This is a genomic window from Microbacterium sp. (assembly GCF_036277215.1).
GTDB lineage: Bacteria > Actinomycetota > Actinomycetes > Actinomycetales > Microbacteriaceae > Microbacterium.
This window is the reverse complement of record NZ_DASUNI010000081.1, coordinates 1-22,512: the sequence shown is the minus strand read 5'-3', so window position 1 is coordinate 22,512 and position 22,512 is coordinate 1. Positions and strand designations below refer to the sequence as shown.

The following is a 22,512-nucleotide window of genomic DNA, read 5'->3' as shown; positions in this document are numbered from 1 at the left end:
CCTGGACCCTCTCCTCACCGTGCGGGAGAACCTCCGCCTCCGCGGGCGGCTCTCACGCGTCTCGAAGGCGTCGCTCGACGCGAAGATCGCGCAGGTCGCCGGCCTGATCGGTCTCGAAGAGTTCCTGGACAGGCGCTACGGAAAGCTGTCGGGCGGGCAGCGAAGACGGGTCGACATCGCCCGCGCCCTGCTCCACGAACCGGCGGTGCTGTTCCTCGACGAGCCGACGGCAGGACTCGACCCGGCCAGTCGCGCGCTGGTCTGGACCACGCTGCACGAACTCAGCACCGACGGCGACCTCACTGTCTTCCTCACCACGCACTACCTCGAGGAGACGGAGGAGGCGGCGCGAGTCTGCATCATCGACGACGGGCGCATCATCGCAGACGACACACCGGCCAGCCTGCGTGCGATGTACAGCCGCAGCGTGCTCACCGTGACGACCGACGATCCTGACGGATTGAGCGCTCTCGCCCGCTGGGCGGGCGCAGATCCTGTGCGCGAGGGCGACGCTGTCATCATCGGCGTCCCAGGAGCCGACGTCGCCCGGCGGCTCCTGGCCGATCATGGCGACGGAGTCCGCGACTTCGAGTTCCGCCACGGACGCATGGATGACGTGTTCCTTGCGCTGACCGGGCGGTCCGCCGCGGAGGTGGGCGCCACATGAGCGTGGTCCTCGCTCTCGTCGGGCGGAACCTGCGCATCTTCTTCCGCGACGCCCTCAACGTGTTCTTCTCGCTGCTGGGCGCGGTCATCCTGTTCGGGCTGTACACCCTGTTCCTCGGAAATCTCCAGACCACCGACCTCGCGGAGTCCCTGCCCGGGGCGACGGCGGAAGGGGTCCAGGCGTACGTCGACAGCTGGATGTTCGCCGGCATCGTGCTGATCACGACCGTCACGACCGGACTGGGAGCATTGGCGGTGCTGGTCGACGACGACCAGTCCGGACGGTTCCGAGACTTCCTCGTCGCCCCGTTGCGTCGGGGGCAGCTGGTGCTGGGCTACCTGCTGTCCGCCGTGGTCGTCGCCGTCGTCCTGTCGTTCCTGGTACTTGCGATCAGCATCCTGTACCTCGGCCTCGTGCGCGGGACATGGCTGCCCCTCCCCGCGATCGCGCGGATCGTCGTCGTCGTGGTGCTCTCGTGCATCGCGTTCACATCGATCTCGGCGCTCATCGTGTCGTTCGTGCGCACCAACGGTGCCTTCTCGGGGCTGGCGACGATCGTCGGCACCGTGCTCGGCTTCATCGCCGCCGCCTACATCCCGATCGGAGCCTTCCCGGATGCCGTCGCATCCGTGGTCGCGGCCCTGCCGTTCGCGCAGGCCGGGATGCTGATGCGTCGCGAGTTCTCGGATGGAACGCTCGCGGTAATCACGGCAGACGCGCCCGGCGCGGACGAGACACTTCGCGCCTTCTACGGGATCGATCTCAGCATTGGCGAGTGGCCCGTGCCGGTCTGGTTCGTCGTCGCGCTCCTGGTGGGCATCACGGTCGTGTGCACGGTCCTGTCCGCCGTTCGCATCCGCGGCCGCATCCGCTGATCGCGAACCGGCTGTCCAGACGGGCCTCGTAGAATGGCACCCATCATGACCACACCGTCCTCAGAGCCGACGACGATCGCGCCATCGCGCGCGGCTCTCGCGGCTGACGGGCGTGTCCGCACCTACGAGGTGCGCACGTTCGGCTGCCAGATGAACGTCCACGATTCCGAGCGCCTGTCCGGGTCGCTCGAGAGCGCCGGTTACCTTCCCGCGGGCCATGGCGAAGAAGCCGATGTCGTGATCATCAACACGTGCGCGGTGCGCGACAACGCCGCCGGCAAGCTCTACGGCACGCTCGGTCATCTCGCTTCGGTGAAGCGCCGCAAGTACGGGATGCAGATCGCCGTCGGCGGCTGCATGGCGCAGATGGACAAGCAGGCCGTGCTGGACAAGGCACCATGGGTGGACGTCGTGTTCGGCACCCACAACATGGGCTCGCTGCCCAGCCTGCTGGAGCGGGCGCGGCACAACGGCGAGGCTGAACTCGAGATCCTCGAGTCGCTCGAGATCTTCCCCTCGACGCTGCCCACGAAGCGCGACAGCGTCTACAGCGGCTGGGTGTCGATCTCGGTCGGCTGCAACAACACCTGCACGTTCTGCATCGTCCCGAGCCTCCGCGGCAAGGAGAAGGATCGCCGACCCGGCGACATCCTCAACGAGATCCGTCTGCTCGTCGACGACGGTGCGATCGAAGTGACCCTGCTCGGACAGAACGTGAACTCCTACGGGGTCGAGTTCGGCGACCGTTCGGCGTTCGGCAAGCTCCTGCGCGCAGCGGGCGAGATCGAAGGGCTCGAGCGCATCCGCTTCACCAGCCCGCATCCCGCCGCCTTCACCGACGACGTCATCGACGCCATGGCGGATACCCCCGCAGTCATGCCTCAGCTGCACATGCCCCTCCAGTCCGGCAGCGACCGCGTCCTACGCGCGATGCGCCGCTCCTATCGCAGTGAGAAGTTCCTCGGCATCCTCGACCGGGTGCGGGATCGTATTCCCGACGCCGCGATCACGACCGACATCATCGTCGGCTTCCCCGGCGAGACCGATGAGGACTTCGGAGAGACGATGCGGGTGGTCGAGCAGTCGCGATTCTCGAGTGCCTTCACGTTCCAGTACTCGATCCGCGAGGGCACGCCCGCGGCGACGATGCCCGACCAGGTTCCCAAGGCCGTCGTGCAGGAGCGCTACAACCGGCTCCTCGCGCTCCAGGAGCGCATCTCGCTCGAGGAGAACCACGCTCAGCTCGGGCGCCGGGTCGAGGTGCTCGTGTCCATGGGCGAAGGCAAGAAGGATGCCGAGACCCATCGACTGACCGGGCGCGCCGAAGACAACCGTCTGATCCACTTCGAGGTTCCGGCCGGCAGCGACGTTCCCCGGCCAGGAGACGTCGTCTCGGTGACGATCACCCACGCGGCGCCCTTCCACTTGCTGGCCGACACCGACGGTTCGCCTCTGCAGATCCGCCGGACCCGCGCCGGCGACGCCTGGGATCGCACGCAGGCCGAGTCGTGCGCGATTCCGACCGACTCCGCCAGCCTTTCGACGGGCTCCGCACCGCGGGCGGTCTCTCTGGGGCTGCCCACCCTGCGCGTCGGGGTGTGATCGGCTCCGCCGACCCTCCACGGTTGTATGCCGTCGTCGGGGCGACGGGCACCGGCAAGTCGGGTGTCTCGCTGGATCTCGCCGAGGCGCTGGCCGCGCGCGGACGCCACGCCGAGATCGTGAACGCCGACGCGATGCAGCTGTACCGGGGAATGGACATCGGAACGGCGAAGCTCCCGGCGACCGAGCGGCGCGGCATCCGTCATCACCTCCTGGACGTGCTCGAGGTCACCGATGACGCGGCCGTCGCCTGGTACCAGGCAGCGGCCCGCACCGCGGTGACCGAGATCCACAGCCGCGGGGCGGACGCGATACTCGTCGGGGGGTCCGGCCTGTACGTATCGAGCGTGCTGTTCGACTTCCGATTCCCACCGCGCGACGAGGCGCTGCGGGCCGAGCTGGAGGCCGAACTGGAGCGGGACGGTCCCGGCATCCTGTACGAGCGTCTCCGCGCTGCCGATCCGGAAACAGCCGTGAGAGTCGACGCGCGGAACGGACGGCGGATCGTCCGAGCGCTCGAAGTGCTCGCGCAGGGTGAGCGGACCCATGGCGCCGCTCTTCCGGAAGAGCCGGTGCCCTGGCAGCGCACCGTCATCACCGGGCTGACGACTCCGCGCGACGAGCTCGTCGCGCGACTGGACGCGCGGGTGGAGCGGATGTGGGCGGACGGGCTCTTGGACGAGGTCCGAACCCTGCAGGCGCGAGGCCTGGAGCGTGGTGTCACCGCACGCCGCGCAATCGGCTACGCGCAGGCGCTGGCGCAGCTGCGCGGGGTGCAGAGCCAGTCCGACGCGATCGCCGAGACGCAGGCTCTCACCCGCCGGTACGCGCGGCGGCAGGTGTCGTGGTTCAAGCGCTACCCCGGCGTGGTGTGGTCGCACACGGAAGATCAGCACGTGATCGACCGGATACTGGTCTCATGACAAGCATTCGCGCCTTCGCCCTGAGAGACACCGAGTCCGTCATCGCACTCTGGCAGGCCACCGGAGTGACGCGGTCGTGGAACAACCCGCACCTCGACATCCAGCGCAAGCTCACCGTGCAGCCCGAGCTGTTCCTCGTCGCCGTCGACGGACACGACATCGTCGGCACCGTGATGGCCGGCTACGACGGGCACCGCGGATGGCTCTACTACCTGGCGTCCGATCCTCAGCGGCGCGGTGAGGGCATCGGCCGCTCGCTGGTCACCGCCGCCGAAGACGCGCTCCTCGAACTCGGCTGCCCCAAGGTGCAGCTGATGGTGCGCCCGGACAACGACGCCGTGCTCGGGTTCTACGACTCGCTCGGATACGAGCGCTTCGACACGTCGACGACGGGCAAGCGTCTCATCCCGGACTGAAGGTCCCCGTACACTTGAGACCCATGCCGCAGACCGTCCCGTTCACCAAAGGTCACGGCACCGGGAACGACTTCGTCGTGATCCCCGACGCCGATGGGGCGCTCGATCTCACCGACGACCAGGTGGCCGTGCTGTGCGATCGACGGTTCGGCATCGGCGGCGACGGCATCCTCCGGGTGGTCCGTTCCACAGCGATCGACGAGGGTGCCGACGCGGCTTCCGCAGGCGCGGAGTGGTTCATGGACTACCGCAACGCCGACGGCTCGAAGGCGGAGATGTGCGGCAACGGCATTCGGGTCTTCGCCCGCTATCTGGCCGACGCCGGGTGGTCGTCGCTCGACGGCGGACCGCTGCTGATCGGCACGCGCGCCGGCGCGAAGGCGGTCACGCGCAGCGACCTCGGCTTCGAAGCGGATCTGGGCCCCTGGCGCGTCGAGCCCGACGAAGTCCTCGTCCGTGCCCGCGGTCTCGGCGTACCCCGGCCCGGCCTCGGGATCGACGTCGGCAATCCGCACATCATCGTCGCTCTTTCCAACACCGAAGAACTGGACGACCTCGACCTCACCGTACGACCGCAGCTCCAGCCGGAGCCCGCCCGCGGCGCGAACGTCGAATTCGTCGTGCCGAGCGACCCGCTCGTCCGGGAGGGTGTGGGCTCGATCCGTATGCGCGTTTTCGAGCGCGGCGTCGGCGAGACCCTCAGCTGCGGAACGGGAGTCGCGGCTGCGGCGCTGGCCGTGCGCCATTGGGCGGGACAGGCAGCTCCCGACCGGTGGACGGTCGAGGTGCCCGGGGGCACCCTGGGAGTGCGTATGCTGCGGGTGCGAGGCGATCTGCACGTCCTGCTGTCGGGCCCTGCGACCCTGGTGTACTCCGGCGAGGTCGCCCTCGCCTGAGCTCAGGGCGCGGCGCCCGGCAACGGGATCTCGTTCGTCTGGGGCGAGCCGTGCCGGCGCACCTTGAGCACGCGGAACCCACGACCCGTGGCCGCGCGATGCACGCTGTAACCGGGCGTGAAGGATGCCGCCAGCCACCGCTGCAGCGAATCGGAGCCGAGGTTGCGCTGCACGACCAGCCACGCATCCGACCGCTCGTCGAGCCGGGGGATCCATCGCTCGAGCAGGCCGTGCAGCTCGTGCTTGCCCACGCGGATAGGCGGATTGGATCGGATCGTGCGGAACGTGGCGTCCGCGGGAACATCCTCCGGGCGAACCGCGTTGACATTGAGGATGCCGAGTCCCTCGGCGTTGCGCCGAACGAGGTCCAGGGCGCGCTCGTTGACGTCGACGGCCCAGACCGTCGCGTGCGGCGATTCGATCGCAAGTGACAGCGCGATCGGGCCCCATCCGCACCCCAGGTCCAGCAGGTTCCCGCCGCGCGGCGGGGGAGGTGTGCTCGCCAGCAGGACGGCGGTGCCCGCGTCGATGTGGTCGGGACTGAACACGCCGCCTGCTGTCGTCACGTCGACGTCGGAACCCGCGAGGCGAACGCGAATGCGGCGGAGATTCTCAGGACTGGCGGGTGACGCGCTGAAGTAGTGGTCCTCCCCCATCCTGCGAGCGTAGCGGAGGCACCCCGCTTGGCGGCGTTAGAGTTTACGGGCATCCCGGAAGGAAGACATGACGGATACGACAACCCCGACGAGCACGGACGAGACGCCGGTCGACCCGGTGGCCCGGGTGCTCGAGCGTGCCGAAGCGCACTCGGGCGTGCGTGTGTTCGGCGCCGCGCAAGCGCTGCAGGACGCGAAGACGGTCACGTCCACCGACACGGACGGCGAGCAGTGGGATCGTGAGGAGCGCGCTGCGCTGCGGCGCGTCCCCGGGCTCTCCACCGAGCTCGAAGACGTCACGGAGGTCGAGTACCGACAGCTCCGTCTGGAGAACGTGGTCATCGTCGGCGTGCATCCCCAGGGCGAGCAGGAGGATGCCGAGAATTCGCTGCGCGAGTTGGCTGCTCTCGCGGAGACGGCCGGCGCAATCGTCCTCGACGGCGTGCTGCAGCGCAGACCGCACCCGGATCCGGCCACCTACCTCGGACGAGGCAAGGCGCAGGAGCTGAGCGACCTGGTCGCCGCGCTCGGGGCGGACACCGTGATCGCCGACACCGAGCTCGCACCGAGCCAGCGGCGCGCTCTCGAGGACGTCGTGAAGGTGAAGGTCATCGACCGCACCACAGTCATCCTGGACATCTTCAGCCAGCATGCGAAGAGCCGCGAGGGCAAGGCGCAGGTCGAACTCGCGCAGCTCGAGTACCTGCTGCCGCGCCTGCGCGGCTGGGGAGACTCGATGAGCCGGCAGGCCGGTGGCCAGGTCGGCGCCGGCGGGGCGGGCATGGGGTCGCGTGGACCCGGTGAGACGAAGATCGAGCTCGACCGACGCCGCATCCGTACCAAGATGGCGGTGTTGCGCCGCCAGATCCGCGACTTCGCTCCGGCACGCGATGCCAAGCGCGCCGAGCGCAAGCGCCACACGATCCCGTCCGTCGCGATCGCCGGCTACACGAACGCCGGCAAGTCCAGCCTGCTGAACCGGCTGACCAGCGCCGGCGTGCTGGTCGAGAACGCGCTGTTCGCGACGCTGGACGCCACGGTGCGCCGTGCCGCGGCATCCGACGGTCGTGTCTACACGCTCACCGACACCGTCGGCTTCGTCCGCAACCTGCCGCACCAGCTGGTCGAGGCGTTCCGCTCGACGCTCGAGGAGGTGGGCGACGCCGACGTCATCGTGCACGTCGTGGATGCGGCTCACCCCGATCCGGCCGCTCAGCTGCAGACCGTGCGCGATGTGATCGGCGACGTGGGCGCCCGCGACATCACCGAGATCGTCGTGTTCAACAAGGTCGACCTCGTCGACGACGACACACGCCTGGTGCTGCGCGGCCTGGAGCCGCGAGCGCTGTTCGCATCGTCGCGCACGGGCGAGGGGATCGACGAACTCCGCTCTGCGGTCGAGGCGGCTCTTCCGCTGCCGGCCGTCGAGGTCCGTGCGCTGGTGCCCTACGACCGCGGCGACCTGATCTCCGCGGCGCACGAGTCGGGGCACATCGTGTCGCAGACCCACGAGGCGGGCGGCACAGCGCTGCACGCTCACGTCTCGGAGCGCCTCGCCGCTGAGCTGGCGCCCTTCGCGATCCAGCCGCTCAGCTGAGCGCCAGCGGCGGGACGTCCGTCTGGAAGCCGAAGACCGCGGCCAGGAACGCCAGCTCCGTCTCGAGCGCGTGCACGATGTTCTCCGCACGACGGAATCCGTGACCCTCGCCCGCGTAGAGCACGTACGCATGCGGGATGCCGTGCTCGGCGAGCGCGTCGCGGATCGCCTCGGACTGCGCGGGCGGAACGACGGTGTCCTCTGCGCCCTGCAGCAGCAGCAGCGGAACGCGGAACCGCTCCGCATGCGTCAGGGGCGATCGCTCGCGGTACAGGTGCTCTGCATCCGGCAGCGGGCCGATGAGGCCGTCGAGGTAGCGCGCCTCGAAATCGTGCGAGTCCGCGGCCAGCGCGTGGGCGTCGCCCACCCCGTACCGCGAGATGCCGGCGGCGAAGGCATCCGTTCGCGCCACGCACGCGAGCACCGTCCACCCGCCCGCCGACCCGCCCGCGATCGCGATGCGCGATCCGTCAGCCGCACCCGTGGCCGCGAGGCCCGACGCGGCCGCGGCCACGTCCTCGACGTCGACGACTCCCCACTGCCCGCGCAGGCGCTCGCGGTACGCCCGCCCGTAGCCGCTGGATCCGCCGTAGTTGACCTCGAGCACGCCGATCCCGCGGCTTGTGAAGTACGCGGTGCGCCCGGGTGCCGCACTGCCGCGGTGCGCGGTCGGACCGCCGTGCACCGCCACGACATAGGGCGGCCGCTCGTTCTCGGGACCCGCGACCCCTGGATTGGTGGGCGGGAAGTCGAAGGCGTGCACGGGGCCTCTCGGACCGCCGAAGCTCACTCCGCGCGCCCGCGGCGTCCACTCCGCCCCCCACGGCACCGTCCCGCCTTGGACGAGGACGGCGTCGTCCGGCCGGTTGACATCGACCATCCACAAGCCGGCGGGGGAGCCCGGCGTCGCCCCGCTGAGCAGCACGCGTGAACCGCGGAAGTCCTCGATGCTGACCTCGCCGGTGAGCGCGAGGCCGAGCGGACGCGCGGTGCGGTCCTCACCGATGAGGACCACTTCGTCGTCGCCGTTCGTGCGGACCGCGACGACTCGGCCGTCCTCGAGCCGCGCGAACCAGCGTGTGCCGAGCACCCACAGCGGCCCGCCCGTGTCGGCATCAGCGGGTGCGACCGGGTGCCGGTCCAGGTTCGCCGACAGGTGCTCGATCCAGAGGTTCCAGCGGCCGGTCGGATCGTCGGCGTACAGGAGGTCGTCGTCGTCGATCCATACGGGCTGCAGAGGAGCGCTGTCCTCGCCGGCGACGGTGGTCCATTCCACGACGAGACCGCCTTCGAGCCGCCCGACGCGCAGCTCGGAACGATCCCACGGCATGTCGGGGTGGTTCCATGCGATCCACGCGAGATGGGAACCGCTGGGCGACAGCGACGGATGCGCCAGGAAGTCGCTCTGGTCGACCACCGAGGTGACGCCCGAGCCGTCGACGGCGACGCGCACGATGTCACGCCTCGGCGTCGGGGACCCGTCGTGGGTCTCCCGGATCGCGAGCAGCTGCCCGCCCTGCCAGGTGAGACCGCCGAACCGCATGCCCCGATCGGGGGGCGTGAGCACCCGCGGCGCGCCGTCCGGTTCGAGTGCCCACACGCACTGATCCGACTTCTCCACGAACAGCAGGATGCCGTCGTCCGTCGTCGTCCACGCACCGCCGCCGTACTCGTGAACTCGGGAACGGGCGTTCCACGGGATCGGCAGGACGTCGAACACCTCGCCGTCGGGGCCGCGACGGCGCACCGCCGTCCGACCGCCTTCCGCAGCGACGCTCTCGCCCCACCAGAGCTCGGAGCCCACGAAACGCGCGCCCTCGATGCGCGGCGTCGCGGCCGTCACGATCTCCGCGGAAAGCGGTGACGGCCAGGCACCGAAAGGGGCTGTCTCGCTCACGGAATCAACGGTACGGCGAAACGCGAGACGCCACACCCGAGGAATGCTGCGAGGTGCTTGCAGCGCCTGTGAAGCCGCTTTCGCGGGTCACCACCGTCTACGGGCGCGACGTACGCTCGGATGCCGCGGCCCCACCGGTCGCGGCATCCGGTGTCTCCGCGCCGGTAGTGGGGGAGAGCTCCAGCGTGGGCCATTCGTCACCCGGCGCGGGCGCGGGCGTCGCTCTCGCACCGACGACCGTACTCTGCGCCGCGACCTCGGCGTCCGGCAGTGCGGCGAGTTCGTCGGGACGGCTCTGGAGGAGCTCGAGGATCCAGGCCGCGCCGAACGCCACCACCAGCACGAGCACCACATCGCCGACGGACAGCGGCCGCAGAGCGAACAGCCAGAGCACCGCGAGCACGGCGACCAGCGAGCGGACGAGCACCCGCTGCCGGCCGAGCCAGGTGCCGAACGCGCCGGTGTGAAGACCCCGCGCGGCGAGCTGTCGCCGCGCGGATGCATTGAGGCCGCGGACGGTCCGCCGGAATCCCCGGGCCGCGCCGGACCTGCCCATCACCCAGCCCAGGACCGCGATCAGCAGTCCGAGCAGAGCCAGAACGAGCGCCGTCTGGGTCATGTTGCCGACCAGCTGCTCGTAGACCACGTTCAGGGCGTCGGGCGAGAGACCCAGCGCGCCTGCCGTCGGTCCCATCGCGGCCGACCCGATGGCGAGGGTCGCTGCCAGCGAGCCACCGCCGATCAGGAATCCGAGCCCGGTCCCCAGGATGGCGGAGCTGCGGCGCCGGGCGATCAGGATGCCGAGTGCGAACAGAGCCAGTGTCAGGAACGGCAGCCAGAATCCCAGTGTGGTGGCGAGGGCGTAGCCGGTGCGGATCGCCGCCAGGTTGTCGCCTTCGCCGATGATGACGACCCGGTCCACCGTCGGGATCAGCTCGGCGACGCCGAGGCCGCGATCGACGAGATTCTGCTTCACGCGCTCCACCACGGCGCCCAGCTGGATTCCGACGCCCTCGTCGGTGCGGACCACCAGCCCGCCCCCGTCGGATGTCGCAGCGCCGACGAGTGCGCGATGAGCCGCTCGAGTGGCGGTCGCCCAGACCTCCGAGAACGCATCCGACTCGACGACGCGAGTCACGGTCGTGGTCACCAGGCTTTCGAGGCCGTTCGCGGCAGGCGCCTCCAAGAGCTGCAGCGCGTCGGCGGCCCGGGGAGGCAGGCCGAGCGCGGCGACGCCGTCGAACACGTTGGCCGTGATCTGCTGGAAGTCGACCTGCGCGTTGATCGCCTCCATCGACTCGTCGATGATCATCGTCTGCACGGCGGGGTCGTCCACGAGCGGCGCGAGCGACGCGACGAACGCGTCCTCGTCTACCAGCTGAACCCGCGCCCAGGCGCCGACGATCGACACCGGCACGAGGATCGTGGCGACGACGATGCAGATCGCTGACAGCAGCGAGCGCCACCAGCCCGCGCGGTTCCGGGAAGCGGGCGCGATCTCGTCGGGCGGGACCGCGCCACGCGTCTTCAACTCTTCGTTCTCCGCGCGCAGCGCAGTTAGCTGTGCCTGCAGATCGTCGACATCGCTGGCGGACATGAGGCCTCCTCGGTGCGGATGGTCCTCATTGTGGCGCACGCTCTTCGCGCGCGTCCCATCCGATTCGGGTGATCTTGGGGGCGGCGATCAGACAGCGCGCAGCACCGCGACGATCTTGCCGAGCACGACGGCCTCATCGCCCAGGATCGGCTCGAACGCCGAATTGCGGGGAAGAAGCCAGGTGTGGCCGTCGCGGCGACGGAACGTCTTGACAGTGGCCTCGCCGTCCAGCATGGCGGCGACGATGTCGCCGTTCTCCGCGTCCGGCTGGGCGCGGACGACCACCCAGTCGCCGTCGCAGATGGCCGCGTCGATCATCGATTCGCCGGAGATCTTGAGCATGAAAAGGTCCCCCTTGCCCACGAGCTGACGGGGGAGCGGGAAGATCTCCTCGACCTGCTGCTCGGCGGTGATCGGCACGCCCGCGGCGATTCGGCCGACGAGCGGGACCATCGCCGCGTCGCCCACGCTGGGGGCGGTGTCGGCCGGGTTCTCGGTCGACGAGCCGGGCAGGTCGATCAGCACCTCCATAGCCCGCGTCTTGCCGGCATCGCGCCGCAGGTAGCCGCTCAGTTCGAGTTGATTGAGCTGGTGCGTCACGCTCGAGAGCGACTTGAGGCCGACGGCGTCGCCGATCTCGCGCATGCTGGGCGGGTAGCCGTAACGGGCGATCGAGCGCTGGATGACCTCGAGGATCGCGAGCTGCTTGTCGCTCAGGCTCCTGCGCCGGCGCGTCTGGGGTTTCTCGCGTCCGTTCACCTCGGTCATGGTGCTCGCTCCTGTCTCGCGTGTGGGACCCGTCTTCGAATGTCGGAGGCCCGTGGTGTGGTGTTCCCATCGAAACCGTATCCGGCAGAGGCCCATCGATCCCGCAGCACCGCCGCGTGTCGCGTTCGAAAGATCGGGCCGATCGCCCCCGGTTGACATCTTATTTTATCGAAGATACATTCGGAAGAGAGATTCGCATCCACTGCTCCCGGCCGAGCCGTGGATGCGAACCTCTCCCCGTTCACCAGGAGGACGACATGACGGCGATCAGCTTCTCGGCACCCCGTTCGACGCGCTTGCGTATGACAGCGCGCGGCCGCCGCATCCTTGCCGGAATGGCTGCGCTTCCCGCCGCGGTGGCGCTGAGCGTCGCCGTGGTCAGCGGAGGCAGCGCGCTCGCCAGTCGTGATGCGAACGCTCCCAGCGGGTCGTTCACCACACTCACCGTCACGGCGGGCGAGTCGCTCTGGTCGATCGCCGAGCAGGTCGCGCCCGGCGCCGACCCGCGCGACGTCGTCGACGCGATCGTGCGGCTGAACGCGCTCGAGGGCGTCACCGTCTCTGCGGGTCAGCGCCTGTCCATCCCCGCTGAGTACGCGCACGCGCCCTAGACGGTCGGACCTGCACAAGCCGGACGGTCGCGCGCCCGGCATCTACGATGGGACGGATGAGCACTCGCCTCGACGATCTGCCCCTGCGCGAACACCTCCGCGGCATGACGCCCTACGGCGCGCCGCAGGCCGCTCTGCCCGTCGCGCTGAACGTGAACGAGAACACGCATCCGGTCCCGCAGGAGGTTGCGGACGACATCCTGGACGCCGTTGCCCTCGCGCTGCGCGACGTCAATCGGTACCCCGACCGCGAGTTCACCGAGTTGCGCGAGGGCTTCGCGGACTACCTCGGCTACGGGCTGACGCGCGAGCAGATCTGGGCCGCGAACGGATCGAACGAGGTGCTCCAGCACGTCCTGCAGGCCTTCGGCGGTCCTGGGCGCACCGCATTCGGCTTCGCCCCCACCTACTCGATGTACCCCCTCCTGACTCGGGCGACAGGTGCGACGTGGAGTGGCGGCACCCGCGCGGCGGATTTCTCGGTCGACGCCGAGAGTGCGGCATCACAGGTCTCCGAGGCCGGTCCGGACGTCGTCTTCCTCTGTGCGCCGAACAATCCGACCGGGACGCCGATGACACTCGAGGTCATCGAAGCCGTGTACGACGCCACAGACGGGATCGTCGTCGTCGACGAGGCTTATCAGGAATTCGCCCCCCGCGATGAGGGCTCGGCGCTCGCGCTCCTTCCCGGCCGTGAGCGAATGGTGGTCTCGCGCACGATGAGCAAGGCGTTCGCGTTCGCGGGCGCCCGAGTCGGATACCTTGCAGCCGATCCCGCGCTGGTCGACGCCTTGCGACTCGTCCGCCTGCCTTACCACCTGAGCTCGTTGACGCAGGCTGCCGCGTCGGCGGCGCTGCGGCACGCCGCGACGATGCTGCGGATGGTCGATGAGATCGTCGATCAGCGCGACCGGATCTCCGCGACCCTGGAGGCGATCGGGTACGAGCCGTACGAGTCGTGGACCAACTTCGTCCTCTTCGGCGGCGTCGACGACTCGGCTGCCACCTGGCAGGGGCTGTACGACCGCGGGGTGCTGATCCGCGACGTCGGCATCGCCCATCACCTCCGTGTGACGGCCGGCACGGAGCAGGAGACGACCGCGTTCCTCGACGCGCTCGCCTCGTTAGACTCGGCGTCATGAGCCGCCCCGGAGCCACCCGTACGGCGTCGCTGCGCCGCGCGACGAGCGAGTCGACGGTCGAGCTGGAACTCGACCTGGACGGTTCCGGCCGCAGTCACATCGACACCACCGTGCCGTTCTTCGACCACCTTCTGACCGCCTTCGCCAAGCACTCGCTGACCGATCTCACGATCCGCGCCTCGGGCGACACGGACATCGACGCGCACCACACCGTCGAGGATGTGGCGATCGTCCTGGGCCAGGCGATCCGGGAGGCACTGGGCGACAAGACGGGCATCTCCCGCTATGGCGACGCCCTGGTCCCGCTCGATGAGGCTCTGGCGCAGGCCGTCGTAGACATCAGCGGCCGGCCCTACCTCGTGCACAGCGGCGAGCCCGCCGGCTTCGAGCACCACCTGATCGGCGGACACTTCACGGGTTCGCTGGTGCGTCACACGTTCGAGGCGATCGCCTTCCACGCGGCTCTCACCGTCCACGTCACGGTGCTCGCGGGGCGCGATCCGCACCACATCGCAGAGGCCGAATACAAGGCGTTCGCGCGTGCGTTCCGCCAGGCGAAGGCGCTCGACCCGCAGGTGGTCGGCGTGCCGAGCACGAAGGGCGCTCTGTGACCGACAAGCCCTTGGTCGCGGTGCTGGACTACGGCTCGGGCAACGTGCACTCCGCGGTGAAGGCACTGGCGGCGGCCGGCGCCGACGCCAGGCTCACGGCCGACCGCGGACTCATCGATGACGCCCGGGGACTCGTCGTTCCCGGTGTTGGGGCGTTCCGCGCGGTCATGGATGCGCTGCGGGCGAGCCGCGGCGACGAGATCATCGACCGTCGGCTTGCCGGTGGCCGCCCCGTCCTGGGCATCTGCGTCGGGATGCAGGTGCTCTTCGACCGCGGCGTCGAGCGGGGGGTCGACACCGAAGGCCTCGGCGAATGGCCCGGCGTGGTCACCGAGCTCGACGCGCCGGTTCTGCCGCACATGGGCTGGAACACCGTCGAACCGGGCGAGAACAGCCGGCTGTTCCGCGGCATCGAGAGCGAGCGCTTCTACTTCGTCCACTCTTTCGCCGCGCAGCAGTGGCTGCTGGACGTGCAGCCGCCGTTCCCCCAGCCCGCCCTGACGTGGTGCACCTACGGGCAGCCGTTCCTCGCCGCCGTCGAGAACGGACCCCTGTCGGCGACCCAGTTCCACCCCGAGAAGTCGGGGGATGCCGGCATCCGCCTGCTGTCCAATTGGATCGACGGGCTCGGCGGGGCTAACCTCTGAACTCGTGCCATCTGCGAGAGCCCCCCGCTTCCGCGTCATACCGCACGAGGAGCTATGAACGATTTCGCGTCAATGCCCGAGTTGATCCTGCTGCCGGCAGTCGACGTCGCGGGCGGCAAGGCCGTCCGCCTCACTCAGGGGGAGGCCGGCACCGAGACGAACTACGGCGACCCGGTCGACGCCGCAGTCGATTGGGCGAAGCAGGGCGCCGACTGGATCCACCTCGTGGATCTGGACGCCGCGTTCGGCCGTGGCAGCAACACCTCGATCATCCGCAAGGTGATCAAGCAGGTCCGTGGCGTGCAGGTGGAGGTCTCGGGGGGGATCCGGGACGACCGCAGCCTGGAGACCGCGCTCGAGAGCGGCGCCACCCGGATCAACCTGGGCACCGCCGCTCTGGAGAACCCGGAGTGGGCGGCCGACGTCATCGGCCGGTACGGCGACGTCATCGCCGTCGGGCTGGACGTGCGCGGCACGACCCTCGCCGCCCGCGGCTGGACGCAGGAGGGGGGCGACCTGTGGGCCGTGCTCGGGCGCCTCGAGGCGGCCGGCTGCAGTCGCTACGTCGTGACCGATGTCACCAAGGACGGAACGCTGCGGGGGCCGAACCTCGAACTGCTTCGTGAGATCACCTCGCGTACGACCAAGCCGGTCGTCGCATCGGGGGGAGTGTCCAGCCTGGACGACATCGCGGCGCTGCGCGATCTCGTGCCGCTCGGCGTCGAGGGCGCGATCGTCGGAAAGGCCCTCTACACAGGCGCCTTCACGCTCGCCGAGGCGCTGGATGTCGCGGGACACTGATCCGCACGACTCCTCCTCCGCGGGCGACTCCGCCGGTGTCCCTTGGGAGGGGCGCCGCTTCGAGTCCAATCCCCATTCCCAGGATGACGGCTCGGCCGACCCGAGTCTGCTCGCCGCCCTGACCGCCTTCCGCGCCGGCACAGCCGATCAGGTGGCCGTGGTGGAGGCGTATCGCACCGCCCGGCTGCTGATCCCCCTCGTCGCCCAGAAGGGCGACGGCACCGATGAGGCGGCGCACTCGACCGGCGTCCATGGGCTTCCGATCGACAAGACGCAGGAGCTGTCCATCGTCACGGTGGCCGCTCCCGACGGGCGGCGTGTACTGCCGGTCTTCACGTCGGTCGCCTCGATGGGCCGGTGGGATGCCGCGGCCCGGCCGGTCCCGGCTGACGGCGTGCGAACCGCGGTCGCGGCATCCGCCGATGACACGGATCTGATCGTCATCGATCCAGGCTCCGACACCGAGTTCGTGCTCCGACGTCCCGCCGTGTGGGCGCTTGCCCAGTCCCTGCCGTGGGAGCCGAGCTTCGCTTCGCCGGAAGTGTTCGCGGGTCTGCAGGAGAGCGTCGGCGGGGAACTGGCCATCCTCGACCTCGCGGTCGAACCCGGCGACCTCGACGCCCGGCTGAGGGGTCCCGAGCTGGTCGTCCGACTGGACCTGATCCACGGCCTGGACCAGTCGGAGCTCGACGCCGTGCTCGCGCGGCTCGCCAAGCGGTGGGCGGCGGACCACCGCATCGCCGTGCTGGTCGATTCGCTGACCGTCAAGCTCGTCCGCGCCTGAGGGATCTGCGGCGGGTCGTGCGGGTGGGCCTCTTGCGGCCGAAGCCGTGCTGTCGCATGATCGCGAGCGGGGAGGCGCACGATGAACGGCGGCACATCGGACGAGGATTACCGTGAGGCGCTCGATGCGGCGCACCATCACGCGATCGCGTGGGTGGAGTCGGTCCGCGACAGACCGGTCCGGCCCGATCTCGACGTAGACGGCATCCTGGCCCGGCTCACGCCGCGGCTGCCGGAAGCCGGGATGGCGCCTGCAGCCGTGATCGAAGAACTCGCCGAAGCGGCGGAGCCGGGTCTGATGGCGATGGGATCGCCGCGGTTCTACGGCTTCGTCATCGGGGGCACCTACCCCGCGGCGATGGCGGCTGACTGGCTGGTCTCGGCCTGGGACCAGAACACCGGGTCACGTCAGCCCACGCCGGCGACGGCGGCCGTCGAAGAGGTCGCGGCCGGGTGGCTGCTCGACCTGCTCGGCCTGCCTGCGGCGAGCGGTGTGGGATTCGTGACCGGAGCGACCAGCGCCAACATCACGGCCCTTCTCGTCGCGCGCGACGCGGTGCTGCGCGAGCGCGGCCACGACCCGTCGCTCAGCATCCAGAGGGCTCCGGCCATCCGCTTCCTCGCCGGCGACGCCGTGCATACGTCCGCCGTGCTGGCCGGTCGCATCGCCGGCCTCGGCGTCCCGACGACCGTCGGGGCCGACGAGCAGGGTCGCATCGACGTCGACGGGCTCACCGCCGCGTTGGAAGGCCACGACGGTCCGACGATCGTCGCGCTCCAGGCGGGCGATGTCCATTCCGGCGCCTTCGACGACTTCACCCGTGCCATCGACGTGGCTCATCTGCACGGCGCCTGGGTGCACGTGGACGGCGCCTTCGGCCTGTGGGCGGGCGCCAGCCCCCGCCATCGGCATCTCGTGGCAGGCCTCGAGCATGCCGACTCCTGGGGGACGGACGCACACAAGACGCTGAACGTGCCGTACGACTGCGGGGTCGCCATCGTCCGCGATGAGGCGGCGATGACCGCCTCGCTCGGCGCGCACGCGGCGTACCTGCCCGCCGTCGCAAGCGTCGCCGATCCGTACGATCACGTTCCGGAGCTGTCGCGCCGCGCGCGCGGCGTCCCGGTCTGGGCGGCGCTGCGCTCGCTGGGCAGCCGCGGGGTGGCCGACCTCATCGACGGTCTGGTGTCCGCAGCGCAGGCACTCGCCGACGGGTTCCGCAGCGTTCCCGGGCTCGAGGTGCTCAACGACGTCGTCTTCACCCAGGTGTGCCTCGCCGCCCGCCAGGACGCCGACACGCAGGCGCTGGGGGAGTGGCTGCGCGCCGAAGGGACCGTCTGGGCTTCCTCATCGTCGTGGCGCGGGCGCGCCGTCGTCCGCTTCGCCGTCAGCAACCACGGAACCGACGGGGAGGCCGTCCGCCGGACCGTCGACGCGGTGGCGCGCGGCGCGGCGGCGATCGGGATCAGCCGCTAGCCGAGCCGCCCGCAACCCGTCCGGTCAGGTGACCGGTCCGGTCCACTTCTCGCCCGGGCCCTTGCCGATCGGATCGGGAATGACGGATGCCTCACGGAACGCCAGCTGCAGCGACCGCAGCCCGTCGCGCAGCGACCGGGCGTGCATGTCGCTGATCTCGGGGGCACCGGCGGTGATGAGCCCGGCGAGCGCGTTGATGAGCTTGCGCGCTTCGTCGAGATCGATCTGACTGTCTGCGTCGGCGTCGTCGGCGAGACCGACCTTCACGGCCGCGGCGCTCATCAGGTGCACGGCGGCAGTGGTGATCACCTCGACCGCGGGGACGTCGGCGATGTCTCGCGTGGCGGCCGAGGCGGCCCGCTCCTGCGCCTCCCAGCGCGCCTGTCGTTCGGAGTCCCGCGCCATCTGCCCGGCCCGAAGATCGTCGTCGCTGCCCGGAATCGTGTCCACGTTCCACTCTCTGTTAGACTATGTCGGGCTCCGGAGCGTTCTGCTTCGGACGAAAGAGGATCACATCCCACCCGCGCTTGCCGCTCCAGGCTACCGGGTCACGCACTCCGCCCCGTCCGCTTGCGGCCGGGGTAGCCACGCACAGTGGATACCGGGTGCAGAAGCAGGCGCTCGCGCGTCGTGCGGGTGGAATCGAGTCTCTCTTCCGCCCGCGATGCATCCCGTGTCGCGGTGGCCGTAACCCGCACGAAGGAGTTCCGCATCAGCGATCCCCGCACCAATGACCGCATCCGCGTGCCCGAGGTCCGCCTCGTCGGCCCGAACGGAGAGCAGGTCGGCGTCGTACGCATCGAGGTTGCCTTGCGTCTGGCGCAGGATGCCGATCTCGACCTGGTCGAGGTGGCTCCCAACTCGAAGCCGCCCGTCGTCAAGATCATGGACTACGGGAAGTTCAAGTACGAAGCAGCGCAGAAGGCCAAGGAGGCCCGACGCAACCAGGCGAACACCATCCTCAAAGAGGTCCGGTTCCGTCTGAAGATCGAAGCGCACGACTACACCACCAAACTCAAGCGCGCGGAGGGGTTCCTCAAAGCGGGCGACAAGGTGAAGGCCATGATCCTGTTCCGCGGTCGCGAGCAGTCGCGTCCCGAGCAGGGTGTGCGGCTCCTCCGCAAGTTCGCGGAGGACGTGGCCGAGTTCGGCACCGTGGAATCAAATCCCACGATCGATGGCCGCAACATGGTGATGGTCGTCGCGCCGTTCAAGAACAAGTCCGAGGTCAAGACCGAGCAGAACGCGCAGCGCGCTGCGAACAAGGAGGCCGCCCGCAGCGCCTCCCACGGCGGTCCGACCTCCGACTCCGCCGAGGCTGACGCCGAGGCACCCGCCGAATAGGCCCCGCAGACTCCCGCCCAACGGGAAACACAATGACGCCCAGACGGGCGACACCAACAAAGGAACGATGAGATGCCGAAGCAGAAGACCCACTCGGGTGCCAAGAAGCGCTTCAAGATCACCGGCAGCGGCAAGCTGATGAAGCAGCAGGCCGGCATGCGCCACAACCTCGAGGGCAAGGCGAGCAAGCGCACGCGCCGCCTCAACCAGGACCAGGTGCTGTCGAAGGCCGACACCAAGCAGGCCAAGAAGCTTCTCGGTCGCTGAGCGCGCCGAATCACGTTAGGAACATGAGAAATGGCTAGAGTCAAGCGGGCCGTCAACGCCCACAAGAAGCGCCGGGTCATCCTCGAGCGCGCCTCCGGGTACCGGGGTCAGCGGTCGCGTCTGTACCGCAAGGCGAAGGAGCAGGTCACACACTCGCTCGTCTACGCGTACCGCGACCGCCGCAAGCGCAAGGGCGACTTCCGCCGCCTGTGGATCCAGCGCATCAACGCCGCATCGCGCGCGAACGGACTCACGTACAACCGCTTCATCCAGGGCCTCGGCCTCGCGGGTGTTCAGGTCGACCGCCGCATGCTCGCCGAGCTCGCGGTCAACGAGCCCGCGACGTTCGCCTCGCTGGTCGCGACCGCCAAGGGCGCGCTGCCCACCGACGTCAACGCGCCCAAGACCGCGTAACCGACGGCACCCGTCGAACGGGGCGTCCTCCTTCGGGAGGGCGCCCCGTTCCGCGTGTCGCTCGGCTCTATGCTGAGCCTGTGCTTGAGAACCCGCGCTCGCCCCGCGTTCGCGCCGTCGCGAAGCTGACCAAGCGCAGCGCGCGCCAAGAAACCGGGCTCTTCCTGCTGGAGGGTCCGCAGGCAGCGCGCGAGGCCCTCGCGTACCGTCCCGAGACGGTCATCGAGGTCTTCGCGACGCCCTCCGCACTCGAACGGCACATCGACCTGCGGGATGCGGCGCGCGACGCCGGAGTCGAGGTCGTCTTCACCACCGAGGGCGTCCTGGATGCGATGGCCGACACCGTCACGCCGCAGGGCATCGTCGCGGTCGCCCGCCAGACGCCGACATCCGTCCGCGACGTGTTCGCCGCTTCGCCCCGACTCGTCGCGATCTGCGAGGAGGTGCGCGACCCGGGAAACCTCGGCACGATCATCCGGGCCGCCGACGCCGCCGGGGCGGATGCCGTCATCCTCACCGGCCGCACCGTCGACCCCTACAACCCGAAGGTCGTGCGCGCCACGACCGGCTCGCTGGTCCACCTGCCGATCGCCGTCGGTGCTGAGCGGGCCGATGCCGGCGAGCGCGCGCACGCGGCAGACGTGCGCGTGGTCGCGGCCGATATCGGCGGCGGGGACTTCCTGGCGTCGCGCTCGCTTCTGGCGGAGCCTACCGCGTGGCTGTTCGGCAACGAGGCGCGGGGGCTCGACGACGACGCGCTCGCGCTGGCCGATATCTCCCTCCGGCTGCCGATCTACGGCAGCGCGGAGTCGTTGAATCTGGCGACGGCGGCCAGCGTGTGCCTTTATGAGACGGCGTTCGCGCAGCGGGCCGGCAGCCCGAACTGACGCATTCCCGTCCTGTTACAGTCCGGTAAAGCTCGCGCGGGGGTCTCCCGCCCGGCGAGGGCGGCCCCCTAGGGTAAGCATCATGGCGACACCGGACACACCCGCAAGTGCGCCGACGACCTCGAACATCAGCGTCCGCCGCGGTGAGCCGCTCGTGGTCATCGAGCACGTCGACAAGCATTTCGGCGATCTGCACGTGCTCAGAGACATCGACACGGTGGTCAACCGCGGCGAGGTCGTCGTGGTCATCGGGCCATCGGGTTCCGGCAAGTCGACGCTGTGCCGCGCGATCAACCGGCTCGAGACCATCGACTCGGGCAGGATCGCCATCGACGGGGTCGACCTGCCCGAAGAGGGCGCGGGACTCGCGAAGCTGCGCGCCGATGTCGGAATGGTCTTCCAGTCGTTCAATCTCTTCGCGCACAAGACGGTCCTGGAGAACGTGACGCTCGGCCCGATAAAGGTGCGCAAGATGTCGCGCAAGGACGCCGATGAGAAGGCGATGGCGCTGCTGGACCGCGTCGGTGTCGCGAACCAGGCCAAGAAGATGCCCGCGCAGCTCTCCGGTGGTCAGCAGCAGCGCGTCGCGATCGCCCGGTCGCTTGCAATGGATCCGAAGCTCATCCTGATGGACGAGCCGACCAGCGCGCTCGACCCGGAGATGATCAACGAGGTTCTCGACGTCATGATCGGTCTCGCCAAGGACGGCATGACCATGATCGTCGTCACCCACGAGATGGGATTCGCCCGCAAAGCAGCAGACCGTGTGCTGTTCATGGCGGACGGGGCGATCGTCGAGGAGGCGACGCCCGAGCAGTTCTTCACCAACCCGCAGAGCGAGAGAGCACAGGATTTCCTGTCGAAGATCCTCGAGCACTGACACACCTCGGCCGCTGCACCGCGGCCAGGACCACTGAAGGAGGGCCGTCACAAGCGGCCTGCACACAGCAAAGGACAGGTAGGACATGAACAGAACTCGACTCAGCCTGCTCGCCCTGGCCGCAGCCGGAGCGCTCGTGCTCTCCGGGTGCGCGTCGGGCGGCGGAGAAGCCGGCGGCGAGACTGCGACGCCGGAACCCGCTCCCACGTTCGCGGAGGGCACCACGATGGCAGCCCTCGCCGACGCCGGGACCATCACCATCGGCACGAAGTTCGACCAGCCGCTGTTCGGTCTGGTGGGACCGTCGGGCGTCCCCGAAGGCTTCGACGTGGAGATCGGCAAGATCATCGCCGGCCAGCTCGGCATCGCCGAAGACGACATCGAATGGGTCGAGTCCGTCTCGGCCAACCGCGAGCCGTTCATCCAGAACGGTGAAGTCGACATCGTCATCGCCACCTACACGATCAACGACAAGCGCAAGGAGGTCGTCTCCTTCGCCGGGCCGTACTACATGGCGGGCCAGTCGATCCTGGTGCTGGCGGACAACGAGGACATCGAGAGCGAAGACGACCTCGTCGGCCAGCCCGTCTGCTCCGTCACCGGCTCCACCCCCGCGGCGAACCTCAAGGAGCTCGGCGCCGAGGTGATCGAGACCGACACGTACAGCAACTGCCTCGAGCCGCTGCGCAGCGGTCAGGCCGTGGCGGTGTCGACCGACAACGTGATCCTCGCAGGACTGGTCGACCAGAACCCC

Annotated in this window: 25 protein-coding genes; 20 read left to right on the top strand and 5 right to left on the bottom strand. The window is 69.5% G+C overall.

The window, feature by feature from the left end; all coding sequences use genetic code 11:
- From VFX99_RS03960 to dapF, 6 genes are all read left to right on the top strand, one after another.
- Window positions 1–667 (top strand): ABC transporter ATP-binding protein (locus VFX99_RS03960; RefSeq protein WP_329665018.1); only part of this gene is annotated, 667 nt, incomplete at its 5' end.
- Complete coding sequence (locus tag VFX99_RS03955) at window positions 664–1,542, top strand: ABC transporter permease (RefSeq protein WP_329665017.1); 879 nt, start codon at window positions 664–666, stop codon at window positions 1,540–1,542. The genes VFX99_RS03960 and VFX99_RS03955, both read left to right, overlap by 4 nt.
- 45 nt (window positions 1,543–1,587) lie before the next feature.
- Window positions 1,588–3,144 carry a tRNA (N6-isopentenyl adenosine(37)-C2)-methylthiotransferase MiaB gene (gene miaB, locus VFX99_RS03950; RefSeq protein ID WP_329665016.1) on the top strand — a complete coding sequence of 519 codons (1,557 nt, stop codon included), beginning with the start codon at window positions 1,588–1,590 and terminating at the stop codon, window positions 3,142–3,144.
- A 23-nt stretch (window positions 3,145–3,167) separates the two neighbouring features.
- Window positions 3,168–4,067, top strand: a complete 900-nt coding sequence (miaA, locus tag VFX99_RS03945) for a tRNA (adenosine(37)-N6)-dimethylallyltransferase MiaA (protein WP_329665015.1) — start codon at window positions 3,168–3,170, stop codon at window positions 4,065–4,067.
- Window positions 4,064–4,483 (top strand): GNAT family acetyltransferase, encoded by a 420-nt coding sequence (locus VFX99_RS03940; RefSeq protein WP_329665014.1) that lies wholly within the window; start codon window positions 4,064–4,066, stop codon window positions 4,481–4,483. Before miaA ends, VFX99_RS03940 begins: the two co-directional genes overlap by 4 nt.
- A gap of 23 nt (window positions 4,484–4,506) precedes the next feature.
- Window positions 4,507–5,379 carry a diaminopimelate epimerase gene (dapF, locus tag VFX99_RS03935; protein ID WP_329665013.1) on the top strand — a complete coding sequence of 291 codons (873 nt, stop codon included), beginning with the start codon at window positions 4,507–4,509 and terminating at the stop codon, window positions 5,377–5,379.
- 2 nt (window positions 5,380–5,381) lie between these two features.
- Here the strand turns inward: dapF and VFX99_RS03930 are convergent, their stop codons facing one another.
- The gene (locus VFX99_RS03930) at window positions 5,382–6,035 is read right to left on the bottom strand and encodes a class I SAM-dependent methyltransferase (RefSeq protein ID WP_329665012.1); all 654 of its coding nucleotides are present in this window, start codon (window positions 6,033–6,035) and stop codon (window positions 5,382–5,384) included.
- A gap of 67 nt (window positions 6,036–6,102) precedes the next feature.
- On the opposite strand from VFX99_RS03930, the gene hflX reads away from it, so the two are divergent.
- On the top strand, window positions 6,103–7,632 hold the full coding sequence (hflX, locus tag VFX99_RS03925; protein WP_329665011.1) for a GTPase HflX: 1,530 nt from the start codon (window positions 6,103–6,105) through the stop codon (window positions 7,630–7,632).
- On the opposite strand, the gene VFX99_RS03920 is transcribed toward hflX, so the two are convergent.
- The 3 genes from VFX99_RS03920 to lexA form a co-directional block, all read right to left on the bottom strand.
- The gene (locus tag VFX99_RS03920) at window positions 7,625–9,529 is read right to left on the bottom strand and encodes a S9 family peptidase (RefSeq protein ID WP_329665010.1); all 1,905 of its coding nucleotides are present in this window, start codon (window positions 9,527–9,529) and stop codon (window positions 7,625–7,627) included. The genes hflX and VFX99_RS03920 overlap by 8 nt on opposite strands.
- A 97-nt stretch (window positions 9,530–9,626) precedes the next feature.
- Window positions 9,627–11,126, bottom strand: coding sequence for a hypothetical protein (locus tag VFX99_RS03915; protein ID WP_329665009.1), 1,500 nt, complete (start codon window positions 11,124–11,126; stop codon window positions 9,627–9,629).
- Between the two features lie 87 nt (window positions 11,127–11,213).
- Window positions 11,214–11,894 (bottom strand): transcriptional repressor LexA, encoded by a 681-nt coding sequence (lexA, locus tag VFX99_RS03910; RefSeq protein ID WP_329665008.1) that lies wholly within the window; start codon window positions 11,892–11,894, stop codon window positions 11,214–11,216.
- 335 nt (window positions 11,895–12,229) lie between these two features.
- Between lexA and VFX99_RS03905 the strand changes: the two genes are divergently transcribed.
- The 7 genes from VFX99_RS03905 to VFX99_RS03875 all read left to right on the top strand — a co-directional run bounded on the left by VFX99_RS03905 (window position 12,230) and on the right by VFX99_RS03875 (window position 17,966).
- On the top strand, window positions 12,230–12,505 hold the full coding sequence (locus VFX99_RS03905; RefSeq protein ID WP_329665007.1) for a LysM peptidoglycan-binding domain-containing protein: 276 nt from the start codon (window positions 12,230–12,232) through the stop codon (window positions 12,503–12,505).
- Between the two features lie 47 nt (window positions 12,506–12,552).
- On the top strand, window positions 12,553–13,647 hold the full coding sequence (locus VFX99_RS03900) for a histidinol-phosphate transaminase (protein WP_414684313.1): 1,095 nt from the start codon (window positions 12,553–12,555) through the stop codon (window positions 13,645–13,647).
- Window positions 13,644–14,258: an imidazoleglycerol-phosphate dehydratase HisB gene (hisB, locus tag VFX99_RS03895; RefSeq protein ID WP_329665005.1), complete on the top strand. Its 615-nt coding sequence runs from the start codon at window positions 13,644–13,646 to the stop codon at window positions 14,256–14,258. Before VFX99_RS03900 ends, hisB begins: the two co-directional genes overlap by 4 nt.
- Window positions 14,255–14,905: an imidazole glycerol phosphate synthase subunit HisH gene (gene hisH / locus VFX99_RS03890; protein ID WP_329665004.1), complete on the top strand. Its 651-nt coding sequence runs from the start codon at window positions 14,255–14,257 to the stop codon at window positions 14,903–14,905. Before hisB ends, hisH begins: the two co-directional genes overlap by 4 nt.
- 54 nt (window positions 14,906–14,959) lie before the next feature.
- Window positions 14,960–15,706 carry a bifunctional 1-(5-phosphoribosyl)-5-((5-phosphoribosylamino)methylideneamino)imidazole-4-carboxamide isomerase/phosphoribosylanthranilate isomerase PriA gene (gene priA / locus VFX99_RS03885; RefSeq protein WP_329665003.1) on the top strand — a complete coding sequence of 249 codons (747 nt, stop codon included), beginning with the start codon at window positions 14,960–14,962 and terminating at the stop codon, window positions 15,704–15,706.
- Window positions 15,690–16,490 carry an SseB family protein gene (locus VFX99_RS03880; RefSeq protein WP_329665002.1) on the top strand — a complete coding sequence of 267 codons (801 nt, stop codon included), beginning with the start codon at window positions 15,690–15,692 and terminating at the stop codon, window positions 16,488–16,490. Before priA ends, VFX99_RS03880 begins: the two co-directional genes overlap by 17 nt.
- Window positions 16,491–16,571: 81 nt before the next feature.
- A complete protein-coding gene (locus VFX99_RS03875) occupies window positions 16,572–17,966 on the top strand; it encodes a pyridoxal phosphate-dependent decarboxylase family protein (protein WP_329665001.1) in 1,395 nt (464 codons plus the stop codon).
- A gap of 24 nt (window positions 17,967–17,990) precedes the next feature.
- Here the strand turns inward: VFX99_RS03875 and VFX99_RS03870 are convergent, their stop codons facing one another.
- Window positions 17,991–18,371 carry a DUF1844 domain-containing protein gene (locus VFX99_RS03870; RefSeq protein ID WP_329665019.1) on the bottom strand — a complete coding sequence of 127 codons (381 nt, stop codon included), beginning with the start codon at window positions 18,369–18,371 and terminating at the stop codon, window positions 17,991–17,993.
- A 276-nt stretch (window positions 18,372–18,647) separates the two neighbouring features.
- Between VFX99_RS03870 and infC the strand changes: the two genes are divergently transcribed.
- From infC to VFX99_RS03840, 6 genes are all read left to right on the top strand, one after another.
- Window positions 18,648–19,310 carry a translation initiation factor IF-3 gene (infC, locus tag VFX99_RS03865; protein WP_329665000.1) on the top strand — a complete coding sequence of 221 codons (663 nt, stop codon included), beginning with the start codon at window positions 18,648–18,650 and terminating at the stop codon, window positions 19,308–19,310.
- 72 nt (window positions 19,311–19,382) lie between these two features.
- On the top strand, window positions 19,383–19,577 hold the full coding sequence (rpmI, locus tag VFX99_RS03860; RefSeq protein ID WP_091491544.1) for a 50S ribosomal protein L35: 195 nt from the start codon (window positions 19,383–19,385) through the stop codon (window positions 19,575–19,577).
- A 30-nt stretch (window positions 19,578–19,607) separates the two neighbouring features.
- Entirely contained in the window at window positions 19,608–19,991 is a 384-nt protein-coding gene (gene rplT, locus VFX99_RS03855; protein ID WP_329664999.1) for a 50S ribosomal protein L20, read from the top strand.
- Between the two features lie 80 nt (window positions 19,992–20,071).
- Window positions 20,072–20,878, top strand: coding sequence for an RNA methyltransferase (locus tag VFX99_RS03850; RefSeq protein WP_329664998.1), 807 nt, complete (start codon window positions 20,072–20,074; stop codon window positions 20,876–20,878).
- Between the two features lie 82 nt (window positions 20,879–20,960).
- Window positions 20,961–21,758 carry an amino acid ABC transporter ATP-binding protein gene (locus VFX99_RS03845; RefSeq protein WP_329664997.1) on the top strand — a complete coding sequence of 266 codons (798 nt, stop codon included), beginning with the start codon at window positions 20,961–20,963 and terminating at the stop codon, window positions 21,756–21,758.
- 85 nt (window positions 21,759–21,843) lie between these two features.
- The coding region (locus tag VFX99_RS03840) for a transporter substrate-binding domain-containing protein (protein WP_329664996.1) at window positions 21,844–22,512 on the top strand (669 nt) is incomplete at its 3' end.